This is a genomic window from Neobacillus sp. PS3-40 (assembly GCF_030915485.1).
In the GTDB taxonomy this organism is placed as follows: domain Bacteria; phylum Bacillota; class Bacilli; order Bacillales; family Cytobacillaceae; genus JAUZPL01.
This window is the reverse complement of record NZ_CP133266.1, coordinates 3,056,884-3,080,380: the sequence shown is the minus strand read 5'-3', so window position 1 is coordinate 3,080,380 and position 23,497 is coordinate 3,056,884. Positions and strand designations below refer to the sequence as shown.

Sequence of the window (23,497 nt, the reverse complement as noted above, 5' to 3'; positions counted from 1 at the left end):
TCTCCTCTTAAACTAACCTTTACCACCATGTCCCTTTATTTGTATCATAGGGATACCAAACTTTACGATGTTGTTCTGTTTCTTTGTAATGAACATGAAAACAGCGTTCTTCTTCAACCCAATAAACTTTTTCAATATTAATAATTGAATGCTGCTCAATCAAGCTATCTTCGCCCCAACATCTAATGTGCATGTTATGTACCAGTAGGAACTGGTAGAACTGTTCTTCAGTTAAACCTAAGAATGTTGGTTTATTTTCTTTAACAAAAATATCTTTATCACCATCTTCCTGGAGAACATAACCTAATTCTTCTAACTTTGAACACACATCAATCCCATATAAATGCATCGTCGTATGTTGCATATATTTTACATCCCCACTTTTTTCTAATTCTAGGAACTTCAACACAAAATCTTTTGTGAAATCCAACACCTTTTTCATCTTTTTACCACTCCATTTCTTTTCTTTTTTCATATTGAAGTTCTCCAGAAAAATGGAGCAATCCCAAGAATATCGGAGATTCATATTCTATTTTTTTCTTTAAATTCAACTCTAGTAAAATCTTTTTTCGCAATATTGCACAGCACCAAAAGAGAAAGTCTAATAAGGCTTTAAGAATTCATCTCCTAGAGAGGGTTAATTGTCCAAAGACAACCTTATTGAATATCTCATTTAAAACCATTTCTCTAACCTCCCTCAATTTCGATAACAAGCCTCAACCGCTGCTGCTATTTCCTTCAAAATAGGGTTACCCTTTTCCCATTCATTTTTAAACCATTCTTTTCGCTCTTGCACTGTCATAAGGACTAATGGAGAATGAATAATAACAGTCGTATTTCCATACTGAAATGCCTTCTTTGGTGTTTCTTCCATGCCCGCTTCACCCCTTACAACATGTTTATGCGGGTTTATCAAATTAATTGCGGACACTTCAATCACCTCCTGTTATCAACTAATTTTTTCAATTTCCCTTATAACGAATTCCGTTAGTTTACTATCAAAAAAAATTGCTGGCTCTACATTAAGAATCATTGCTAAAGTTTTGAGTCTTTCTACATCAAGTCGAACATGTCCAGTTGCAATGTGCATATACCCCTGCAAAGATATTCCTATTTTTTTTGCAAGGAACGTTTTTGTAATACCTCGAGCTTCCCTAATACGTTCAACATTCTCATAAATCATTAATTTATCAACTCCTTACCCAGTAACGTATTTCGTTATATTTAAAATATAATAACAAAATGCGTTAGTGTCAACGTATTTTTTGTAAAAATACCAAACACCGTTATTTTTTCTCCAAAATCGTTTATAATGAGCTTATAAACTAATAAATTCCGTTATAAAAAAGGAGGGCTATTATGAAATTCCGATTTGGTCATCGAATTCGAGATTTACGAAAAGAAAATAAGCTTACCCAAAAAGAATTAGCCGATAAAGTTAAAGTTTCAGCCCAAGTTGTATCGAACTGGGAGAGGAATTACAGTGAGCCTGATTCAGAGGATATAAAAGGTTTGTCAAAGGTCTTTGGTATCTCCACAGACTATTTATTGGGTAATACTGAAGATCGTGGAATTTCACTAATAAAGAAAATCCCTGAATTTAATGCTGCTATTATAAATTCTTCTTTAATTGAGAAATTTAATCATTCAGATATTGAACGTTTTAATGATTATTTAGACGGTGCTATTTGTTCTCATTTTGAATTTTTACTCAATTTTACTAAAGAAGATGATCTTAATAGAGTTAGGAAAAGATTATTAGCTGTAGCATTAGTATCGGATGTTTCTGATGAAATACAGCAATTTGAGACATTTAATAATCAAGATTCCCTGGAACGGGCTTTAACTAAGGAAGAAAATAACATAGAATTCAAAGCAGCTCTTTGGAAAGAATTACGCGGTGCACTTAAAAAACTTAATCCTTCCAAGTTTCGTTTTGATTAACCTATGCCAAATCATAAAAGAGAAGTGGTGAAATAAATAAAATGTACCGTCCAAATGGTTTGGATATCGACCTTTATCTTCGGAAGAGTAGGAAAGATATTGAAGAAGAGAAAAAGGCTGAAGTAAGAGGAGAAGAGTACGACACTTTATCAAGACATAGAAATCAGTTACTAGCACTAGCAATAAGAGAAAATCATAATATCTTGCAAATACACGAAGAGGTTGTTTCTGGTGAATCGGTTTCGGAACGCCCTGAAATACAAAAACTATTACGTCGGATTGAATCCGGCAAAATCGAAGCTGTCCTTGTGGTAGACATTGATCGTCTAGGCCGTGGAGATATGCTGGACCAAGGTATATTAGATCGCGCATTTCGATATTCTGGTACCAAGCTAATTACTACAACAGAGTATTATGATCCAGAGGATGAATCTTGGGAACTCGTTTTTGGAATTAAATCCTTAGTCTCAAGACAGGAACTCAAAGCGATTACACGTCGGTTGCAAAGTGGTAGAAGAGAATCTGCAAAGGAGGGTAAATCTATTTCAAAAAAACCTCCTTATGGTTATTTAAGAACTGAGAATTTAGTACTCTATCCAAACCCTGAAACAGCTTGGGTAGTGAAAAAAATGTTTACCATGATGAAAGATGGTTTTGGGCGAAACGCAATAGCAGAAGAATTAGACCGTTTAGAAATATCACCACCCGATCCTACAAAAAGGAAAACATGGTCCCCTTCAACTATTACAGCCATAATTAAAAACGAAGTTTATCTTGGCCATATTATTTGGGGGAAAATAAAGCATACAAAACGTGGGGGAAAGTATATTAAGAAAAAAGTGCCTTCTGACAAATGGCATATTAAACAAAACGCACATGAACCTATAGTCTCTCAAGAGTTATTTGATGCTGCTAATCGAGCACATACAGGTAGATGGAGGCCTTCAACCGTTGAAACTAAGGCCCTATCTAATCCATTAGCAGGGATCCTAAAATGCGAGGTATGCGGTTATACAATGTGGCTCCAACCTAGAAAGGACCGACCTAACCCTTTAATACGTTGCCCACAACCACAATGTAAAGGCATACAAAAAGGAGCACTTGCACCTTTGGTTGAGGAGCGGGTATTAAAAGGATTAGAGGAAATTATAAAACAACATGAATTCACTCAGACACTGGAACAAACCCGAGATAATTCAGTAATACCATTAAAAATAAAAGCAATCCAAAAAAAGCAAAAAGAGCTTGATGAATTATTAAAGCAAAAAAGCAATCTTCATGATTTGTTAGAACGTGGTGTTTATGACATAAACACTTTTATGGAAAGGCAACAAATTGTTGTGGACAGAATGAAAATTTTCGAGGAAGAAATTAAAAATCTCAAAGAAGAAATACAAATTGAGGAATTAAAAGATAAGAATATCAATGAGTTTATCCCTAAAGTTAAAACTGTATTGGAAGCTTACCATAAAACGAATGACATTGAAAAAAAGAACCGTCTGCTAAAATCAATACTAGATAAGGCTACTTATTTACGCAAGAAGGAATGGACAACAAAAGACCAATTTATTATTCAACTTTACCCAAAAATATAGAAGACTGCGATAACTGCCTTCTATATTTCTGGGTTATTGTTATTCTCCTTCGGAAAAAAGGTGCGAAGCGCTGGAACAATGTCTGATTTCTGTTTCATAATATGATAAACAAACTTTTCGTTTTTAATTTTGCAAAGTGCTCCAAATAGGGTAGAGGGTGTACGATTATACTGATTGACCTCCCCATAGCCAAATATATTAGAAACCTTCATTAATTCCTCAACTAATTTTACACAGCGAGCATTATCTGAAGTTAGATTGTCACCGTCAGAAAAGTGGAATGGGTAGATGTTGAACTTTCTAGGGTCATATTTCTCATGAATAAGTTCAAGAGATTTACGATAGGCTGATGAACAGATAGTACCGCCACTTTCTCCTTTTGAAAAGAAATCCTCCTCTGAAACTACTTTCGCCTCAGTATGATGGGCGATAAACTCAATTTCAACTGTTTCATATTTTGTCCGTAAAAAGCGTGTCATCCAGAAGAAGAAACTGCGGGCCATATATTTTTCCCAGATTCCCATGCTTCCACTCGTATCCATCATTGCTAAAACAACCGCTTTGGAATCAGGCTTAAGCACCTCATTCCACGTTTTAAATCTCAAATCATCCTTGTAGATCGGATGAAATCCTGGTTTACCGCTCATTGCATTTCTTTTAAAAGCAGACAACATTGTTCGTTTTTTATCAATATTGCCCATTAACCCCGTTTTGCGAATATCATTAAATTCAATATTCTCAATGTAATGCTCTTCTTGCTCTTTTCTTTTTAAATTTGGGAGCTCCAATTCCTTGAACAAGGCCTCCTCAAGTTCCATTAATGAAACCTCTGCTTCAAAGTAATCTTCTCCCGCCTGATCCCCAGCACCTTGACCTTTCCCAGGTCCCTTTTGACCTGAACCATCACGTGCAACTGTATCGCCAACCTTGCTGTCACCATCACCTTGACCAACATGTTTATTTTTGTCATAACTATAGCGAATTTTATATTCATCCAAAGAACGAATTGGAATTTTCACGACATCTTTCCCATTTGACATAATAATACTTTCCTCTGTAATTAAGTCTGGAAGATTGTTGCGGATTGCCTCTTGAACTTTTTCTTGATGACGTTGCTGGTCATCTTGGCCTTTGCGATGGAGGGACCAATCTTCTTTTGAAACAACAAATGGTTGGTTATTGTCCGTCATTGTAAACCCCTCCTAATTAAATTTTTAAAAAAGTACAAATGACTTGGTCATCCCTTATAGCTGCGTGCAGTTCTGCTGTGAAGTAGTTCTTTGACTTTATAATTAAGGCTGTAGCAGCTCGAGTGACTAGTCAACTTTCGCTAGAGAATTTTCGAAAAATAAATTCTGTTTTTAATGAAATATAGATGCACACTTTTCTCCCCATAAACATAAAATATCCCGAGTGCAAAAAGGTAAGAATAAGCTTTTAGAGAAATATTTATTACTCTATCATATGCACAAAAGGTGAAAAATTTACACGTAATTATGACATCGGGCAAACCATCCTAAGAATTGGACAAACTTTTAAACATACAAACTTATAGCCTAGTATCATTCCAAAAGTTCATGATTACGTGTTTGCTTGGATCATACGCTGGGCATTGATAGCCTTTAGAATACAAGTAATCAATGACCTGTGGTAAAACGGTTGCGGTTCCCTTCGTGACATGCATTAAAATGACTATCGGTCCTTTTTTATTCTTAACCCTTTCCAACCCATTGATTGCATTTACCAAAATCTGATGCGGATTAGATCGCTGATATTTCCAATCCATTGTATCAATATTCCAATCCCACATTTTCATTTGATGTTGAACCAAGACATTGCGAAAAGTATCCTTCATATACGGTTTACTTCCATATGGTGCTCGCGTTAATTTTGAATCAAACCCGGTAATTTCCAATAACGTTTTCCTTGTCTTCTCCATTTCGTTTACAACATTTAAAGGGCTGCCACCATAAAGTTTATTTTTATCATGTGTAACACTATGCAACGCGGGATAATTCCCTTCATTAACAAGCCGCTTTACACTATCTTGATAATGCCTCATCTGTGGCTCAATCATAAAAAAGGTACCTTTTGCTTTTTTTGCTTTTAAAATAGTAAGAATTTGATTTAATTCATGATTTGGACCATCGTCAAACGTTAAATAAACAGAAGGTTTAACAATTATATTCGGCTTTGGCTTTTCCTTTTGGATGGGTTTCTCTTTTACTTGTTCCTGTACCTGCAACAGTTTGAATACTTTCGGATTTGGTTCTGGCAACAAATCAACTTTCGGTACCTCAGCCTGTTCTATTAATTTATTTCCCAAATAATCAGCCACATATTTTAAATGAAAATTTCTATTATTCTCAAGTTTTTCTTGATTACTTTCCCAATTTGCGGAATTCACCCTTTTGTTAGTTAATGACTCATTTGAATTTAAAAACGTATTCGGAGTTTTATCAATAGATCGTGGCAAAGTAATTGCCTGTCCGCTCTTTGCTATTGAGATAATCATAATGATTATCACTAGAAACCACCATTTCTTCATCAAAGGGCTCTCCTCTTCTCTACATAGTTATTTAAATATTTATTAAAAACAATCATGGTTTATGTTTGTGACCATCAAAAAAACCTTCGCTAAAATAAGCGAAGGACAATAAAGAAAACTCGCTGATTGGCGAGCCCCTAAGGGCGATGACAGAAGCGTAGTTGCCCTTATGCGCTAGCAGAATTTATGGATATAAATTCTGCTAGGCTCAAAAAAACTGGTGGTTAATTTTCCCAATCAGTCATTTTTTTATCGGTTTAATAGCTTTCCTACATATTTTAATAGATCATTCGCAGAGCCCCTAAATTAAAAATAATCAATTTAGCCTTTTCCACTTTACAAACTATTTTTGCATCTTAATGGTTTTTTAACCTTTTTTTCATACTCAGTACAGGTTCGTTATATATAGTTAAGTTGCCCACCTTTGGGTATATCTTATGAATGCTTGAACTGATTAAAAAAGGAGATAAAATAATGAAAAAATTAATTGAAGCAACCATGCAAAGATCGATTCTTATGATCGTGTGCGTGGTCCTAATTCTAGCTTGGGGTGGAATCTCTGCTTTCCAAATGCAAAGAGATTATTTACCTGGCATAAACAATACTACTCTTTCTGTTAGTATGAGAGTTTCTGGCTATCAAGCAGCTCAGGTAAAACAGCAAGTTACAGACAATTTGGCAAGTGCCGTCAAAAAGGTAGATGGGCTATCCAATGTCGAAACCACTTCTTATGATGGTGGTTTGTTTATGAGTTTGTATTTCCCAATGAATACAGATATGAAACAAGCTGAAGATCAAGTAAATAAAGCCTTAGCAAATGCCGATCTTCCACCAACAATTACAAGCACACCAAGTGTGACTCGTTTAACAACTAGTTCATTTCCAATTCTGACTTATAGCGTTACAAGTTCAAAATTGGATGAACCAACACTTCGCTCAACCGCAACACAGGAAATTATTAAACAATTAAACTCTGTCCCAGGTGTAGCAGATGTTTCAGTATTTGGGGGAGCAAAAGATGGTTACGTATTAACCGTTCGAATGAAAGACCTAGTAAAAAACAAGATAACATTGGATGATATAAATAAATCTTTTGCAATGTCTATCCCATCAATGCCACAAGGAAATATTGTAAACAATCAACTATCTATTCCAGTTACTTTTGATGGGCTTGGATTAAATCAGCAGCAAATGGAAAATGCAACAATTAAAAATAAAGATGGACTGCAAATTCCTATTTCAGCTTTTGGAACCATCTCTCATTCTTTAAATGACGCTAAAACTGTCTCAAGAACAAATGGAGCACCAAGTGTCCAATTAAATGTAATCAAAACACCATCAGCTAATATAACTGATGTCGCAGACCAAGTAAAAGATCGTGTTTCTCATCTGCATTTGGATACAGTAAATCCAAATGATGTTTCGTTCCATGTTTTACTTGACCGTGAAAAAGAATTAAACAGTTCACTTTTCGGTTTAGTACGAGAAGGTTTACTAGGTTGTCTATTCTCAATGATATGTGTATTCTTCTTTTTCCGAAATGTAAAATCAACATTATTAATTGCCATTTCATTACCAATTTCATTATTAGCAACAACTGCTTTCTTAAAATCAATGGGAATCACATTAAACATTCTTACTGTTTCAGGATTAATTGTTGCTATGGGTCGAATTGTCGATGACTCCATTGTTATTTTAGACAACATGTATCGAAAACGGGAAGAATCGAAAGATAAATCCATGCTTTCCATTCTTGGATCAGCAGTTACTGAAATGATACCTGCAATATTAGGTTCAACCCTAACAACGATTGCTGTATATATTCCAATTGCCTTTGTTGGAGGAGTAATCAGTGCTTCATATAGTGGATTTGCATGGTCTGTTGTCATTGCGCTTATCATTTCATTCTTTGTAGCAATGCTAGTTATACCTGCACTTGCTTTTATGGGATGGAAAGGTGGAAATACAGCTAAAAAAACGGTTATGCTCGACTCTTTAATGAAGCCAGTATTACAATCAGCGTTCAAACATAAGAAAGTAATGGTTATTAGTTCTGTATTAATCTTTATATGTGCTGGAATTTACTCTTCTTTCCTACCAATAAACCTATTACCTAGTGCAAAAATTGGCCAAATTGCTATCAAGGCAGAATTGCCTAAAGGTAGTACTCTGATCGAAGTAGATTCTGAAGTCCAAAAAATCGAACAAACGTTAAAAGCAAATCCAAAAGTCGATGCCTATTCATCCAATTTTGGATCAACTATGACACCGCAAAGTGATGATGTATTCGACCAAGGTGGAGGATTTATAACATATCCAAATGTGGCAAACCTCTCTGTCGTGTTGAAAAATGATAAGGATGCCGATTCTGTCATCAAACAATTACAAAGTCAACTTCCTACTCTATCTAAAAATGTTATTTATACGGTAACAAGCCAGAATATTTCTGGTGATGATTCACAAATACGACTTTTGTTTGCAGGGTCCAATCAAACAACTTTAGATAATGTAGCACAACAAGCAAGAACAAATTTATCAAAAATTGCAGACTTAAGCGTAGATGGTAAAGTGGATTTAACAAATGGTTTGCCTAAGTATAAAGTTACTTTTGACCAAAATGCTATCCAAGAAAAAGGTATAAAAGTTACTGATATTCTAACTGTTGTTAATCGTTATATGTCCACATCTAAAAATGCAACAATAACAGTTGATCATAAATCACTTCCTGTTGACCAATATTTAGACCAAATTGCAACAGGCACAAATTCTACTATTTCGTTAAATGCTTCTGCAGATGATGTTTTAGCTTCTCTTTCGGCAGAAACAGTAAATGGAAGTAATGGTACAATTGTTCGATTTGACCAAATTGCCAAAATTTCAAAAGATACTTCTTCATCAACTATAAGTGATCGAGATGGTCAACCATTTTCTCTTGTTACAGCACAAATCACTTCAAATGATATAAGTAAGGTATCTGGTCAGGTGGACAAAGCTTTAAGCAATATGAAAATGCCAAACGGTGTAACATATTCAATGGGAGGAATCTCCGAACAAGTAAAACAAATGATCTTTGATATGTCCATTGCTGTTGCATTTTCAATTTTATTAGTATTAATGATTACTTCATCTATATTTAAAGGTTGGAGAGCACCACTCGCTGTTCTATTAAGCATTCCACTAGCTCTGAGTGGAGTTATAATTGCATTGATTCTTTTTGGCGGGCAATGGAACTTAGCAGCTCTAATTGGTGTACTAATGCTTACAGGTATTGTTGTAACAAACGGTATCGTATTAATTGATAAAATTGAACGAAATAGAAAAGAAGGAATGCCTGTTAAAGAGGCTGTTTTGAATGGTAGTCTTTCAAGGATTAGACCAATCTTAATGACAGCAGCAGCAACAATTCTAACTTTATTGCCACTTGCGTTTTCTCATAACGCAGATACAGTTATTTCTCAAACACTCGGTATTGTTGTAATTGGCGGAATGGTAACATCAACCATAAATAGTTTTATTATTATCCCCATTTTCTATGAGTGGTTGCATAAAAAATCTTCAACGAAACATCTAACTAATGAAACAAGTATCAGTTAAAATATTTTTTAGATTGATTGTTTTTTGACTTCACAATACAAATGAAAAGAGCACCCATTGGGTGCTCTTTTCATTTGTATAATTTCTTCATCTTATAGAAAAAAATTTTTTTATGCGTTTAAATCATAACGCTTTCCGGTCACAAGGTATATAACATGCTCAGCGATGTTGGTGGAATGGTCCCCAAGTCTTTCGATATACCTGCAAACAAATGCTAACTGTGTAATTTGATTCGTTTTATCTGGATTTTGCTGAATATACCCCATAAGTTCTTTAATTAATTTCCCATACATTTCATCCACTTTATCGTCTTTTTGTGCACAATTTCTTGCAAGTTCTACATCTTCTGTTAGGAAAGCGGTTAAAGAATCTCCTAACATTTCCAAAGCAAGATCCATCATTTTAGGGATATCGATAATTTCTTTAATATGTTTTTCTTTGCCAATATGCAAGGTTGACTTTGCAATATTTACGGCATTATCGGCAATTCGTTCGATTTCGGATGAAATTTTTAAAGCGACAATAATTTTTCGAAGATCTCTTGCTACAGGTGATTCCTTTGCAATTAAAATAATGGCTTTATCGTTAATTTCATGTTCTAAATCATCAATAATGGTATCATTATTGATGATTTGCTTTGCTTTATCAAGATCTTGAAGTTTGAGGGCATCAATACTCTCTTTAATAGCATTTTCTGATTTTCGAGCCATTTCTATAAGCATATCTTTAAGTTGTTTTAAATTGCTGTCAAAATTTGATCTCGTATTCATCAGTACAATCACCCCTATTATCCGAATCTTCCTGAAATATAGTCCTCTGTTCGTTTATCTGTAGGATTTGAGAAAATTTTGGAGGTTTCATCTAATTCTACTAGTTCCCCCATTAAAAAGAAGGCAGTTTTATCAGAAACTCTAGCAGCCTGTTGCATGTTGTGTGTAACAATCACGATCGTATATTTATCTTTTAATTCTAATACCAATTCCTCAATTGCTAGTGTCGAAATGGGATCTAGTGCTGATGTTGGTTCGTCCATTAATAGCACATTTGGTTTAGTCGCAAGGGCTCTTGCAATACATAGCCTTTGCTGCTGGCCACCAGAGAGACCCAGCGCAGGAGCATTTAAGCGGTCCTTTACCTCATCCCATAAAGCAACATCCATTAATGATTTTATGACAATTTCCTCTAGATGGACTCTTTTTGTAATCCCGTGTACACGAGGACCATAGGCAACATTGTCAAAGATTGATTGTGGAAAAGGATTTCCCTTTTGAAACACCATACCGACGTTTTTGCGGAGTTCCACGAGATCGGTTTTCTCATTTAAAATGTTTTTACCATCGTAATTGATTTCACCTGTCATTTTTACATGTGGCACCATATTAATCATTAAATTTAATGTTTTAATAAAGGTTGATTTTCCACAGCCAGACGGCCCTATGATGGCAGTTACTTCTTTTTTAAAAATAGGGAAGTCTATGTTTTTCAAGGCAAGATGATCCCCGTACCATAAATTCAAATTGTTTACATCAAATGCATGATTTGTGTAAGTTAGTATCGACAAGACCTTCCCCTCCTTTATCCAAACCTTCCAGAAATATATTCTTCCGTCTTCTTGACAGAAGGATTTGTAAAAATAGTTTCTGTTGCATCATATTCAATCAAATCTCCGCTTAAGAAGAAGGCCGTTTTATCAGAGATACGCGATGCCTGCTGCATATTATGTGTCACAATTATAATCGAATAATCCTTTTTTAGTTCTACAATCAAATCTTCCACTTTAGCATTTGAAATAGGGTCAAGTGCTGATGAGGGTTCATCAAGAAGCATAACAGTTGGTTTCATCGCAATTGTCCTTGCAATGCACAGCCTTTGTTGTTGCCCACCTGAAAGAGATAATGCTGATTTGTGAAGCCTGTCCTTTACTTCTTCCCACAATGCCGCTTTTCTAAGGCTTTCCTCAACAATTTCATCAAGCTGGCTTTTCTTTCTGATCCCAGAAAATTTCAATGCATGAGTAATATTTTCATAAATAGATTTAGGAAAGGGATTAGGCTTCTGAAATACCATCCCAATTTCCTTTCTAAGTGCAACAACATTAATTTGATCTGATAAAATATTCAGATCTTCATAAATAATTTCGCCTACTGCCCTTGCACCAGGGATTAAATCATTCATTCGATTGATACTACGCAAAAATGTTGATTTACCACAACCAGAAGGCCCGATTAAGGCTGTAACAGCGTTTTTTTCAATATCCATTGAGATACCATTAACTGCTCGTTTATCACCATAAAAAATTTCAAGATCTTTAACATTCACTATCATGTTCTTCTGAAAAGGCATTTTTACTACTGAATCATTCCTTACTGTTAAAACCATCGTTTTCCCCCCTTTTCCTTATTTAGTCGCCGTTACTTTTTTATGAATAAGGCTTCCAATCCATCTAGCCAATAAATTAAAAATTAACACAGAAATGACTAAAACGGCTGCAGATCCATTTGAAACTGCGGCAACATCTGGAATTAAACCTTGAGTGTTAACAGCCCAAATATGGACTGCCAAGGTTTCGGCTGGACGGAAAATATTCAATGGCGATGTTGGTGTAAAAGGATTCCAATTGGCATAATCTAATCTTGGTGTCGAAAGACCTGCTGTGAACAACAATGCAGCTGCCTCACCGAACACCCTCCCTGCTGCAAGAATTGCTCCGGTTAGAATGGTTGGGAATGCACTGGGCAATAATATCGTTTTGATTGTGTGCCAGTGAGTAATTCCAAGAGCAAGACTTGCTTCTTTTAAATCTTTCGGCACCGAGAGAATCGCATCTTCCGTAACTCTTACCATAACGGGAAGATTAAATACTGTAAGTGCAAGTGCCCCACCTAAAATGGTATATCCCCAGCCTGTTAAGGTAACAAACATTAATAGACCAAATAGCCCGATAACAATAGAAGGAAGTGAAGCTAATACTTCAATACACGAGCGAATCGTATTAGTTACTTTTCCTGGCTTTGCATATTCAGCCATATAAATACCGCCACCAACACCAATCGGCACAGTTATAATCATCGTTATAAATAAAACATAAAATGAATTAAATAATTGGTCTCGGATTCCCCCTCCAGCCATCATATTACTTGAAGGAGTAGTTAAAAATTTAATTGAAATATGCTGAACACCGTGAACCAAAATAAAGGAAAATAACCCAACCAAAACGGCCAGAATAATAACAGCAATCGCAATAAATACACCTGTTGCTATACGATCAGCTACTCTTGAATTCATTAAATTTTCCTCCTAGCTGAAAGGTACCGAATCAATAGAATAAAGGCGAATGACATGATTAATAGCAATAAACCCATTGACCATAAAATATTATTTTCAGGACTTCCGAATGTCGTATAGCCCATATTCATCGTAATAATTGTCGTTAATGTAGCCGATGCATCCAAAATACTATGCGGCATCGTTTTCACATTACCAATGACCATTTGAACAGCTAACGCTTCTCCAAATGCTCTCGCCATACCTAAAACAATCGCAGTCAAAAGAGAAGGCATTGCTGCTGGAATGAGTACCTTTCTAATCGTTTGAAAACGAGTGGCACCCAGTGCAAAAGATCCTTCGCGAAGTGTTTTCGGTAAAGAACTCATAGCATCTGTAGCAATGGTCGTGATCGTTGGCAATATCATAATGGAGAGCACAATCATCCCTGAAAGTAAACTAAATCCAAGTCCACCAAAATGTGTGCGAACAAAAGGCACCAATACTGTAAGCCCAATGAATCCATAAACAACGGACGGAATTCCTACTAAGAGTTCTATAACTGGTTGTAATATTTTTCTGCCCCATGATGGAGCAATTTCAGTCATAAAAATGGCTCCACCAATACCAAGAGGTGCAGCTATTAAAGCAGCAAGAAACGTTACGATAAATGAGCCAAAAATAAACGGTAATGCCCCGTATAGTGGTTTTGCTTGATCAGTAGGATTCCAAAGCTTACTAGTTAAGAATTCAATAAGACTTACACCATCTTTTATAAATGATTGCAACCCTTTCGTGCCAAGGAAAATCGTAATAGAAATTGTTGCTGATATCATAATAATGGCACAAAAGAAAACAATGATTTTCCCTCTTACTTCCCCATCCATCCGTTTTTTTTCTGATTTTAATAATCTATCTTTTGCTGGAGCTAATTTTTCCATAAAAAATAAAACACCCCTGGATTTACGTCATAATAAGGGTAAACGCATTTACGCATTTACCCTTATATTCTTTACTACTTTTTTATTTATTTATTGGTTATATTTCCTTTAACGTCACGTTCTACTTTCATTGTTGTTACAGGAATATATCCTTGCTTTGTTACCATGTTTGTTTGCACTTCGTCGCTCATCATATAGTCAAGGAATGATTTTTCAAGATCAGTAGCATCGCCTTTTGTGTACATATGCTCATAAGCCCACACTGGGAATTTACCAGATTGTACGTTCTCGGCAGTTGGTTCTACACCATCAATTGAAAGTGCAGTTACTGTGCTATCGGTCAAGTATGAAAATGCAAGGTAACCAATTGCACCAGGAGTTTCATTAATAATCTTTTTGACTGTATTTGAAGCATCTTCTGTAATTCCTTCTGCAGGTGTTGCTCCACCTAGAGCAAGTTTATTGAATACTGCACGTGTACCTGAAGAATCAGGACGATTTACAAGAGTAATTTTTTGATCTGAACCACCAAGCTCTTTCCAATTTTTAATTTGGCCAGTGAACACTTTGATAAGATCAGCTTTTTTGATATCTTTAAGACCGACTTTAGGGTTAATTGCAGCTGTCATTCCAACTACTGCAACTTTGTTGTCATTTAGGCCAGAAATCGTTTTTTCTTCAGCAAAAACATCTGAGTTACCAATTTGAACTGCCCCTTGTGAAACCTGTGATAAACCTGTACCAGATCCACCACCGTTTACTTGAATACTTACTTTTGGATTTTTATTCATGAATTCTTCTGCAGCAGCAGCAACAAGTGGTTGCAATGCCGTTGAACCAGATATAACTAACGAACCGGAAAGTTCCTTATTTGCATTATCTTTTGTAGCAGTGCCTTCCGTTTTATCTTTAGAAGCACCACCCCCGCAAGCAGCCGCGAATACCATTAAAGCAGCTACAATCATAAGTAGGCTAATTTTTTTCAAATTTTTCATTTCCATAATTCCCCCTAAGGATTTTGGTATGTTTGCCTTACATGCTTAATAATAGCGATGTAGTGTTAATTTACTTTGAATTTCATGTAAAGATTTTGTAAAGTTATGTTGAGTTTTTGTAAAGGAATTATTTTTCCTTTCTTTTATATAATGCCTTCCCCGACAATTATTTATTAGTATTGTTATAAAACATTGTTAATATATACGGATGCACACGTTGGACTAGCAAGTCTCACTGTGCATTTATATAAATGAAGTAAGAATGCAATATTCCCAACTCTAGCAGGTAGGTGTACCTAATTTACTCATTCATTTGAAGGTTCCTCAAGCTTATACCCTAATCCCCGTATGGTTTTAATATATCGGGGCTTTTTCGAATCAATTTCGATTTTTTCTCTAAGATGCGAAATAAAAACATCCACAATTCTTGAATCCCCAGCAAATTCAAAATTCCAGACTGCGTTGAGTAATTGATCCCGAGTTAACATTCGGTCCTTATTTTTAGCAAGAAATAAAAGTAATTCGAACTCCGTAAGTGTCAGTTCAAGTTGTTTATCTTGAAAATATGCCTTATATTGCTCTAGTTCTATTTTTAATTCCCCGATTTTAATATCGATGGTATTTTTCTCCTCTTCATTAATTTGAGGTTGAGTTCTTCTTAATATTGCTTTTACACGAGCAATGACCTCTCTAGGACTAAATGGTTTAACCATATAATCATCCGCACCAAGTTCAAGGCCCAAGACTTTATCAAATTCATCATCCTTTGCAGTTAACATTAAAATAGGAGTCATGATATTCCTTTGTCTTAATTGCTTACAGACTTCCATCCCATCTAATTTAGGAAGCATTAAATCCAAAACAATAATATCAAAAGATTTAGTTATAGCTAAATCTCTTCCTACTTCTCCATTTAGTGCTGTCACTACTTCAAACCCCGCTTGCTTAAAATTATATTGAAGCAAAGTTACAATAGATTGCTCATCGTCTACCACAAGTACTTTATTTCTCATATATCCTCCACAATTATTCTCCCAAGAGTCTTTCTAAAGCATTGGTTATTTCCCATTTACTACTCTATTTAAATTTCTCGTGCTAACCGGTTTTAAAATTGGGAGAATCCCATTCTTTAGTTCCTGCAATGGTTTTCCTAGTGCATAACCTTGCCCAAAGTGCACTCCAAGATCTTGTAAAAACATAAGCTCCGCCAATGTTTCAATTCCTTCTGCAATTACTTTGGTTTCCGATTGGACAGCAAAATCTAATAGAAGTTCCACTAAATACTGTTGAGTTGGATTCGCAGTAATATTTCGGATCAGGGATTTATCAATTTTAATAAATTCAGGTTTTAAATAAAGAAGTGTTTTTAAACTGTTGTATCCCGTCCCAGCATCATCCACCGCAATTCTAAAACCTTGTTTCCGATAATGGCTAATTATTTTTTCAAACTGCTTATAATCAGTTACTGCCTCTTTTTCTGTAAGTTCTAAAACTATTTGGTCTGGAGAAAGATTATATTTTCCAAGTATTTCTAATGTTTTACCGCTTTTATATGCAGGGTCAGCCAGCACCTGTGGCTGAATATTTAGAAACACCAGCTTATTTCTATGCCCACGAGTTTTATTTACTTGTTCTGAGTATCTTTCAAGAGAAAGATTTCGAAAAAACTGTTCGATACTAAAAACATCGCTACTCCCTCCAATAAAATCATAAAATTTTTCAGTTGTTGGGAATAGTTCTGTACTCTGGGGCCGATTTAGTATTTCAAATCCATATGTGCAACCTTCCTCTAGAGAAAGGATTGGTTGAAAGAAGGTTTTTATTTTTTCAGCGTTCAAAAGTAAATGAAGTTCTTTACTCTTTTTAAATTCATTTATGAGCCTATCTTTGTTAGCGTTAATATAACGAATAAAATTTAAATAGTTCATCATTGAGCTGTTTTTCATAGGTCCACCTTTTATTTCAATAAAAATTTTCAAGGTTTTAATTAATTAGATACTATAAAATCATTTTAATAAATCCACTCTTTCTCATCATCAAGTACATAATAAATAAAAACATAGAAGTCCAGTAAATGTGCCAAGTAATCCTCCAGCAATTACATCGGAAGGATAATGAAGACCCAAGTAAATTCTTGATATCCCTACACAAATTCCAAGAGGGATTATAATATAAGAAAGTTGTGGAATGTAAATACCATAAGGAATTACAACTGAAAAAAATGCTGTTGTATGTCCCGAAGGAAAAGAATGATCTTTTAATGGTTCAGCAGGAAATTTTGTCTTTTCTACTATTAAATATGGTCTTTCTCGTGGAAAGATCTGTTTTAAAAAATAAACAGGTATATGGCTAGCTGATAAGGCAAGAGCACTTGAAATAGCAGTTAATTTAGTATCTTTTGGCGATAAGAGTAAGAGGATAAATGTTGCGGCTATCGTAAATTCTCCTCCGCCTAGGTATGTGAAAAATCTAAAAAAAAGATTTAAAAGCTTTTTATCAAAATGGCGATTTACCTTCAGCAATAATTGGCAGTCAAAACCATAAAATAAATTTAACATCCTAGTCATGGTCCACACTCCTATAAAATGTATAATGATCAAATAAACTGACAATGTGTTACATTACTATTTACAGATCCATTTTATATTTCCATTTAAACAAATAAATGTTAAGACTGTTTTAAAAAATGGTTAAGATAACGTAAACCCAGATTATTTTTCTGTAAATTTTTTTCTTATTATTACGTTCGTCGTGTTATCTTTATAAATACTATAAAAAAATAGGATGTATTTCTTAATTGATTTTAGAATTTGAAGCTATAGGAACTTCCTAAAATATCATCCTTCCAGCTTTCAAATTCTAAAATTCTCCACTAAATTTAAAAGGATATTGGCCTGCTCAGATATTTCATTGGTTTTAATATGAATATTTTCCAATTCTTTATCTTGATCTTTAATGAAATTAGAAGAATGTATGGTGCCTGATTTAAATTGATTTGAAGTACTTGCAATTAGTTCAAATGAACTCTTTACCTCTAAACTATTCTGAGAAATAGCTTCTAATCCTTGGGAAATATTGGCCACATTCTCTACCATTTTCTCCATTTCCCCCTTTATTGAATAAAAACCCTCCTCAGTATGTTCCAACTTATATGTACCTAATTTAAGTTCTTCAAACCCTTGTTGGAGTGAACCCGTCAATGCTTGAAACATTCTCTGAATTGAAATTACAATTCCATTAATATCTATTAAGGAAAATTCTACTTCCCCTGCAAGTTTTTTAACCTCTTTTGCTACTACTGCAAATCCATTTCCATGTTCGCCAGCTCTTGCAGCTTCAATAGAGGCATTTAATGCTAATAAATGTGTTTGTGCTGCAATGGCTTTAATTACGTCGGCTAGTCGATTAATTTCCCCCATTTTATTCTCCATTGTTCCAATTTCATTTACTGTTTTTCCAATAATTTGATATACGTTTGAAATTTTGCTGATTGTATCAAACAATAATGTTTGGCCATTTTCTGTTGTTTTCATTACATTTGTGGCAGATTGCTTAAGGACCATACCTTTCATAGTTAAATGTTCAATTTCATTATTTAATGAATCATAATGTGTAAACAATTGCATGGATGATGCAGCTTGTTCTTCTGCACCAGTGGATAGTGTTTCCATTGTTCCAAATATACCTTCACTTTTTTGTTTCACATTATATGAATAATTTCTTAGTTTCTCCGTATTTATATTGATGTTTTTCGATACTCCCTTAATCCCTCTTACCATTTTTCTTAAGCTTTCTGTCATCCCATTTACTGCAACATTAATCTCACCTATTTCATCTTTCCGGTTTGTGATTAATGGTTCTACATTTAAATCACCTGTCGAAACTTCTTTGGCCGTTCTAACAATATTGAAAAGGTTCTTTCTCAATGACATAGATAGGAGAAAAACAATTGCTCCACTTAGAAACGTAAAAAATAGTGCTAAAAATAAGATTTGAATCATAAACATGTCCATACTTTTTTCAGTTTTAGTAATTGTTTTACTACTTTCATTATTAATTTTTCCACTTAATTCAATGACAATTTTTCCATTCTCTTCTCGTAATGTAGAAATATCTTTTCTTGTTTGCGTGTAAATTTTATCGTCTAATCTAACAACAGCTGGAATTAATTGATTATTAAAGTGATTATCAATTTCTATATTGTTTTGTCTTATTTCATTGATTAACCTTATGTAATTTTTATTTTTTAAATGGTGTTCTAGATGCTCAAGCTTATTATTTAAATCATTTCGTAAAACCCGATATTGTTTTACATCTTCTTCATTTAAAAAGGTAATATAATCTGCTATTCGAATATCTTTTGCTCTAATAATTGAACCTATTTCTGCTATCTCTGTTGCTTGGTTTCCTTTTTCTTTAATAATGTAGAGGTCTGCCCTTATATGTTGTAATAACATAAAAATCAAAATTACAGTTGCAGCAAATAATACAGTACTAAATCCCAATGCTATACCTAACTTAGCTCCAATATTAATATCTTTCCATATAAAGGATTTTGGCATTAATCGCCGGAAATTTTGTAGCTTTATCATTTTTCCCATTTCACCTTTCCCCCGTTAAAAACAATATTCTATTTTTTACTGGAGCATCTAAGGGCGTTAACAAAGGCATAGTTGTCCTTATGCACAGCAGAATTTATCATAAAAGGGTAAACGCATTATGCATTTACCCTTTTATACTTTTCTACTTTATTTATTGGTTACATTTCCTTTAACGTCACGTTCTACTTTCATTGTTGTTACAGGAATATATCCTTGCTTTGTAACCATGTTTGTTTGAATTTCATCACTCATCAAATAGTCAAGGAATGATTTTTCAAGGTCAGTAGCATTGCCTTTTGTATACATGTGTTCATAAGCCCACACTGGGAATTTACCAGATTGTACGTTCTCGGCAGTTGGTTCTACACCATCAATTGAAAGTGCAGTAACTGTGCTATCGGTCAAGTATGAGAATGCAAGGTAACCAATAGCTCCTGGAGTTTCATTAATGATCTTTTTGACTGTGTTTGAAGCATCTTCCGTAATTCCTTCTGCAGGTGTAGCTCCATCTAGAGCAAGTTTATTGAATACTGCACGTGTACCTGAAGAATCAGGACGATTTACAAGAGTAATTTTTTGATCTGAACCACCAAGCTCTTTCCAGTTTTTAATTTGGCCAGTGAACACTTTGATAAGATCAGCTTTTTTGATATCTTTAAGTCCGACTTTAGGGTTAATTGCAGCTGTCATTCCAACTACTGCAACTTTGTTGTCATTAAGGCCAGAAATCGTTTTTTCTTCAGCAAAAACATCTGAGTTACCAATTTGAACTGCCCCTTGTGAAACCTGTGATAAACCTGTACCAGATCCACCACCGTTTACTTGAATACTTACTTTTGGATTTTTATTCATGAATTCTTCTGCAGCAGCAGCAACGAGTGGCTGCAATGCCGTTGAACCAGATATAACTAACGAACCAGAAAGTTCCTTATTTGCATTTTCTTTTGTAGCAGTGCCTTCTGTTTTATCTTTAGAAGCACCACCCCCGCAAGCAGCCGCGAATACCATTAAAGCAGCTACAATTAGTAGTAGGCTAATTTTCTTCAAACTTTTCATTCCATAATTCCCCCCAAGGATTTTGGTTTATGTTTGCCTTACATGTTTAATAATAACGATATAGTGTTAATTTACTTTGAATTTCATGTAAAGGTTTAGTAAATTTATATTGAGTTTTTGTAAAGATCTAATTTTTTCTTTTACATAATCCTTTCCGATAATTATTTATTATCATTGTTAAAAATATGGTTAATAAATATGGATGCACGGGTTGGACTAGCAAGTCTTTCTTTGCATTTATTTAAATAGAGCTCCTTTTTAGGAGGAATAGTTAATTTTTTAAAGTTCTGTGTATTTATTTTTTAATAAAATCAATATTAGTAAGAGGAATGAGTATTATTTTTCTTCATCAGCAGAAAAAATAACTAAAAGAGGGATTACTGTGATAGAAGCTGATCAAACCAAAAATAAGGTTAAAGAAACAAACCAATATTTGAATGAAAAATTTAAAGATTATAGTTCTAGAGCCTCTTCTTCGGTAGATTCCATGGCTGAAAGGGCAAATCAGGAAATCCAGGAGCAATTCTATGGGGAAAATGAACGAGACAATCTTCTTCCTATTCATGTTGATGTCAACAATCCACCAATTAAAAAATAAAGAAAATTTGGCTAGCGCCAGCGATTGCTTAGTTGCACTTATGCGATTCAAGTGCAGATTATTTATCAACGATTGTTACTTACTTTAGTGCGTTAACAAAAAAACTTTTTTAAGCTAAAAAGGTTAAACGGCTTATCAAAAATTCAAGTAAATCATTACCACTGTTACGTTACTAGCATCGAGGGCAACTGACAAATAGGACATATTAGAGTTGGTACTGTGCTTTGACAGCACTTATTTCATGGCAGTTTTCGCATAAATTGTTGTTTTTCGTACCTAGCCTAAAAACACGAAATAACAATGGTATCGTGCTCTTTTCTTAAAAATTTCCTACGGTTTTCATCGGTAAACTGGAATACCATTCTAATTTAGTTTTAAATAGCAACAAGGTTTAAGAAAAGAGCTTATTTCATTTATTCAAACAGCAAAAAACCAGTGCGATTCAATATACGAAAATGCACTGGTTTATCTTTTCGCAAATTTCACCATCTTCTGATTCCATTACAGCTAAGCCTTTTTCTAAATTAAAGGAAAAGGTCCTCTATTATTAATATCATTTTTTGGTGTCTTTGAATTACAACACGATTCTTCTTTTGTTCCTTCTTTTGTTCCTTCTTTTGTTCCTTCTTTTGTTCCTTCTTTTGTTCCTTCTTTTGTTCCTTCTTTTGTTCCTTCTTTTGTTCCTTCTTTTGTTCCTTCTTTTGATTCCGTTTTTTCTACTTCTTGAATTTGAATGTTACAACAAGAACTATTTCCTTCTTTTTTACCAAATAATGATTTTAAAATATTCATCTTTCATTCCTCCTATTGTCGAATAATATCTACACTACATAAAATAAAAATCCAGAGATGGTGGACATAAGAAATACGGAACCTACAAAGGCTGCGACTAATTTCTTTTTGAAAATGCTATTAAGTAATGTTAATTCTGGAAGACTTGCACCAGCTGAACTAATCATCAATGCCATAACAGGTCCTAATGCCATTCCTTTTGCCAACATGATTTGGGAGATAGGAATCATTGTCGAAAGTCTTATATATAAAGGAATTCCAATAATTGCAGCAATCGGAACTAACCACCATTTATCTCCTCCCATATAGGTAGATATCCACGTGGTTGGAACAGCACCGTGAATAATGGACCCAATCCCTGCTCCAATTATTAAATACGGGTAAACAGTTTTCATTAACTGAATCGTTTCTGTTAGCGCCCCTTTCAAATTAAATCGTTTTTGTGTATCATCATATCCTTTCATGACGACGTTTCTAACTTGGTTCGCAAAACCGATTTTTTCAAGTGTAAATCCAATGATGACAGATAAGATTGAAGTTATAATCGTGTAAATAGCTGCTACCTTTACACCTAATATAGCTACCATTAAAGTAATAATGGTTGGATCAAGAACCGGTGAAGAAAACAAGAAAATCATTACAATCCCAAACCGTACTTTTTTATTTAACAAATTCACCACAACCGGAATGGTTGAACAAGAACAAAATGGTGTTATGAAGGCAAATGCCAGGGCTATTAAAGCACTGACGAGTGGATGACTGTTTTCCATCCACTTTTCCATTTTTTCATAAGGAATAAATCCTTGAATAAGATTGATTAAAAATGAAATACCGATAAACAATACAGTTAATTCTAAAGCAATTGATAGAAAGCTTTTCCCTACTTCAATCCAGTTTACAACCCACATTTTGATTCCTCCTATTATTTGCAATTTGCAAGTATTTGTTCATTTTTTATGAGTAACAAGTGTTACTCATAAAAATGGCTGGCAGCAGTATGTTGTTTTTTCCATTGCACTTGATAACAATTCTATAGAGCGAATAATGGTTTCTTTTTCAAATTCATTTAAGTGCGAAAATACTTGTTCTAAATATTGATTCATTTGTGAATCAATCGCAGAAGCGATAAACTTTCCTTCCGTTGTTAAAGAAAGGATTGAAACTCTTCGATCACTCGGATCCGGTGTTTTCTTCACAAATCCTTGTTTGACTAAGCTTTGAACCTGGCGGCTAAAAGTTGTTATATCAATGCCTAATGTTTCTGCCACTTGTTGTATCGAAGGGTTTTTATTTTTATCAATTTCGTAAAGGATATGACTATGGACAACGGAGATTTCTACTGAACCAACACTACAACAGTTTTTATTGAGGAAGCCAAACCTACGAGTCATCATCTGAAAAAGTTCTCGGGTATTTTCCAATATTTTCACCTCTTACCTGTATTATATATTATTATTTGCAATTTGCAAGTATTGAATCAAATATTTTTTTTCAAAAATGATATGAATCTAAGTAATTATTTAAAATAACAAGGCTCTTTTCTTAAACTTTGTTGCTAGTTGAAACTAA

Annotated in this window: 23 protein-coding genes; 4 read left to right on the top strand and 19 right to left on the bottom strand. The window is 34.4% G+C overall.

From position 1 onward, the window contains the following. Positions 1-19: 19 nt before the first annotated feature. The 3 genes from RCG20_RS15065 to RCG20_RS15055 form a co-directional block, all read right to left on the bottom strand. The gene (locus tag RCG20_RS15065) at positions 20-475 is read right to left on the bottom strand and encodes a hypothetical protein (RefSeq protein WP_308180929.1); all 456 of its coding nucleotides are present in this window, start codon (positions 473-475) and stop codon (positions 20-22) included. Positions 476-697: 222 nt separating this feature from the next. Further along, positions 698-931, bottom strand: a complete 234-nt coding sequence (locus RCG20_RS15060) for a hypothetical protein (protein ID WP_308180928.1) — start codon at positions 929-931, stop codon at positions 698-700. 18 nt (positions 932-949) lie between these two features. After that, positions 950-1,183, bottom strand: coding sequence for a helix-turn-helix domain-containing protein (locus RCG20_RS15055; RefSeq protein WP_308180927.1), 234 nt, complete (start codon positions 1,181-1,183; stop codon positions 950-952). Between the two features lie 176 nt (positions 1,184-1,359). Here RCG20_RS15055 and RCG20_RS15050 point away from each other — a divergent pair, with 176 nt between their 5' ends. Together RCG20_RS15050 and RCG20_RS15045 are read left to right on the top strand one after the other, a co-directional pair. Next, positions 1,360-1,944 (top strand): helix-turn-helix domain-containing protein, encoded by a 585-nt coding sequence (locus RCG20_RS15050; RefSeq protein WP_308180926.1) that lies wholly within the window; start codon positions 1,360-1,362, stop codon positions 1,942-1,944. Positions 1,945-1,985: 41 nt separating this feature from the next. Next, on the top strand, positions 1,986-3,539 hold the full coding sequence (locus RCG20_RS15045) for a recombinase family protein (RefSeq protein WP_308180925.1): 1,554 nt from the start codon (positions 1,986-1,988) through the stop codon (positions 3,537-3,539). Between the two features lie 20 nt (positions 3,540-3,559). On the opposite strand, the gene yhbH is transcribed toward RCG20_RS15045, so the two are convergent. Both yhbH and RCG20_RS15035 read right to left on the bottom strand, forming a co-directional pair. Continuing rightward, the gene (gene yhbH, locus RCG20_RS15040; protein WP_308180923.1) at positions 3,560-4,729 is read right to left on the bottom strand and encodes a sporulation protein YhbH; all 1,170 of its coding nucleotides are present in this window, start codon (positions 4,727-4,729) and stop codon (positions 3,560-3,562) included. A 359-nt stretch (positions 4,730-5,088) separates the two neighbouring features. Beyond that, the gene (locus RCG20_RS15035; RefSeq protein WP_308180922.1) at positions 5,089-6,087 is read right to left on the bottom strand and encodes a polysaccharide deacetylase family protein; all 999 of its coding nucleotides are present in this window, start codon (positions 6,085-6,087) and stop codon (positions 5,089-5,091) included. A gap of 474 nt (positions 6,088-6,561) precedes the next feature. Between RCG20_RS15035 and RCG20_RS15030 the strand changes: the two genes are divergently transcribed. Continuing rightward, positions 6,562-9,681 (top strand): efflux RND transporter permease subunit, encoded by a 3,120-nt coding sequence (locus tag RCG20_RS15030; protein WP_308180921.1) that lies wholly within the window; start codon positions 6,562-6,564, stop codon positions 9,679-9,681. Between the two features lie 110 nt (positions 9,682-9,791). On the opposite strand, the gene phoU is transcribed toward RCG20_RS15030, so the two are convergent. From phoU to RCG20_RS14975, 11 genes are all read right to left on the bottom strand, one after another. Continuing rightward, on the bottom strand, positions 9,792-10,451 hold the full coding sequence (gene phoU, locus RCG20_RS15025) for a phosphate signaling complex protein PhoU (RefSeq protein ID WP_308180920.1): 660 nt from the start codon (positions 10,449-10,451) through the stop codon (positions 9,792-9,794). A 17-nt stretch (positions 10,452-10,468) separates the two neighbouring features. Beyond that, positions 10,469-11,242 carry a phosphate ABC transporter ATP-binding protein PstB gene (gene pstB, locus RCG20_RS15020; RefSeq protein ID WP_308180919.1) on the bottom strand — a complete coding sequence of 258 codons (774 nt, stop codon included), beginning with the start codon at positions 11,240-11,242 and terminating at the stop codon, positions 10,469-10,471. A 14-nt stretch (positions 11,243-11,256) separates the two neighbouring features. Continuing rightward, positions 11,257-12,060, bottom strand: coding sequence for a phosphate ABC transporter ATP-binding protein PstB (gene pstB / locus RCG20_RS15015; RefSeq protein ID WP_308180918.1), 804 nt, complete (start codon positions 12,058-12,060; stop codon positions 11,257-11,259). A gap of 18 nt (positions 12,061-12,078) precedes the next feature. Next, complete coding sequence (gene pstA, locus RCG20_RS15010) at positions 12,079-12,966, bottom strand: phosphate ABC transporter permease PstA (protein ID WP_308180917.1); 888 nt, start codon at positions 12,964-12,966, stop codon at positions 12,079-12,081. Continuing rightward, positions 12,966-13,886, bottom strand: a complete 921-nt coding sequence (gene pstC / locus RCG20_RS15005) for a phosphate ABC transporter permease subunit PstC (protein WP_308180916.1) — start codon at positions 13,884-13,886, stop codon at positions 12,966-12,968. Before pstC ends, pstA begins: the two co-directional genes overlap by 1 nt. Before the next feature lie 86 nt (positions 13,887-13,972). Further along, positions 13,973-14,881, bottom strand: coding sequence for a phosphate ABC transporter substrate-binding protein (locus RCG20_RS15000; RefSeq protein ID WP_308180915.1), 909 nt, complete (start codon positions 14,879-14,881; stop codon positions 13,973-13,975). Between the two features lie 305 nt (positions 14,882-15,186). After that, complete coding sequence (locus tag RCG20_RS14995; protein ID WP_308180913.1) at positions 15,187-15,894, bottom strand: response regulator transcription factor; 708 nt, start codon at positions 15,892-15,894, stop codon at positions 15,187-15,189. Positions 15,895-15,939: 45 nt separating this feature from the next. Beyond that, the gene (locus RCG20_RS14990) at positions 15,940-16,827 is read right to left on the bottom strand and encodes an EAL domain-containing protein (protein WP_308180912.1); all 888 of its coding nucleotides are present in this window, start codon (positions 16,825-16,827) and stop codon (positions 15,940-15,942) included. 90 nt (positions 16,828-16,917) lie between these two features. Further along, entirely contained in the window at positions 16,918-17,439 is a 522-nt protein-coding gene (locus RCG20_RS14985; RefSeq protein ID WP_308184363.1) for a phosphatase PAP2 family protein, read from the bottom strand. Between the two features lie 294 nt (positions 17,440-17,733). Further along, positions 17,734-19,482 (bottom strand): methyl-accepting chemotaxis protein, encoded by a 1,749-nt coding sequence (locus RCG20_RS14980; protein WP_308180911.1) that lies wholly within the window; start codon positions 19,480-19,482, stop codon positions 17,734-17,736. Positions 19,483-19,629: 147 nt separating this feature from the next. Beyond that, positions 19,630-20,538, bottom strand: coding sequence for a phosphate ABC transporter substrate-binding protein (locus RCG20_RS14975; RefSeq protein WP_308180910.1), 909 nt, complete (start codon positions 20,536-20,538; stop codon positions 19,630-19,632). Between the two features lie 382 nt (positions 20,539-20,920). Here RCG20_RS14975 and RCG20_RS14970 point away from each other — a divergent pair, with 382 nt between their 5' ends. Then, a complete protein-coding gene (locus RCG20_RS14970) occupies positions 20,921-21,136 on the top strand; it encodes a hypothetical protein (RefSeq protein ID WP_308180909.1) in 216 nt (71 codons plus the stop codon). 519 nt (positions 21,137-21,655) lie between these two features. Here RCG20_RS14970 and RCG20_RS14965 read toward each other — a convergent pair. The 3 genes from RCG20_RS14965 to RCG20_RS14955 form a co-directional block, all read right to left on the bottom strand. Continuing rightward, positions 21,656-21,928 carry a hypothetical protein gene (locus RCG20_RS14965; RefSeq protein WP_308180908.1) on the bottom strand — a complete coding sequence of 91 codons (273 nt, stop codon included), beginning with the start codon at positions 21,926-21,928 and terminating at the stop codon, positions 21,656-21,658. A gap of 29 nt (positions 21,929-21,957) precedes the next feature. Beyond that, positions 21,958-22,836 (bottom strand): permease, encoded by an 879-nt coding sequence (locus RCG20_RS14960; RefSeq protein WP_308180907.1) that lies wholly within the window; start codon positions 22,834-22,836, stop codon positions 21,958-21,960. A gap of 66 nt (positions 22,837-22,902) precedes the next feature. Beyond that, complete coding sequence (locus RCG20_RS14955; protein WP_308180906.1) at positions 22,903-23,349, bottom strand: MarR family winged helix-turn-helix transcriptional regulator; 447 nt, start codon at positions 23,347-23,349, stop codon at positions 22,903-22,905. Positions 23,350-23,497 lie beyond the last annotated feature (148 nt).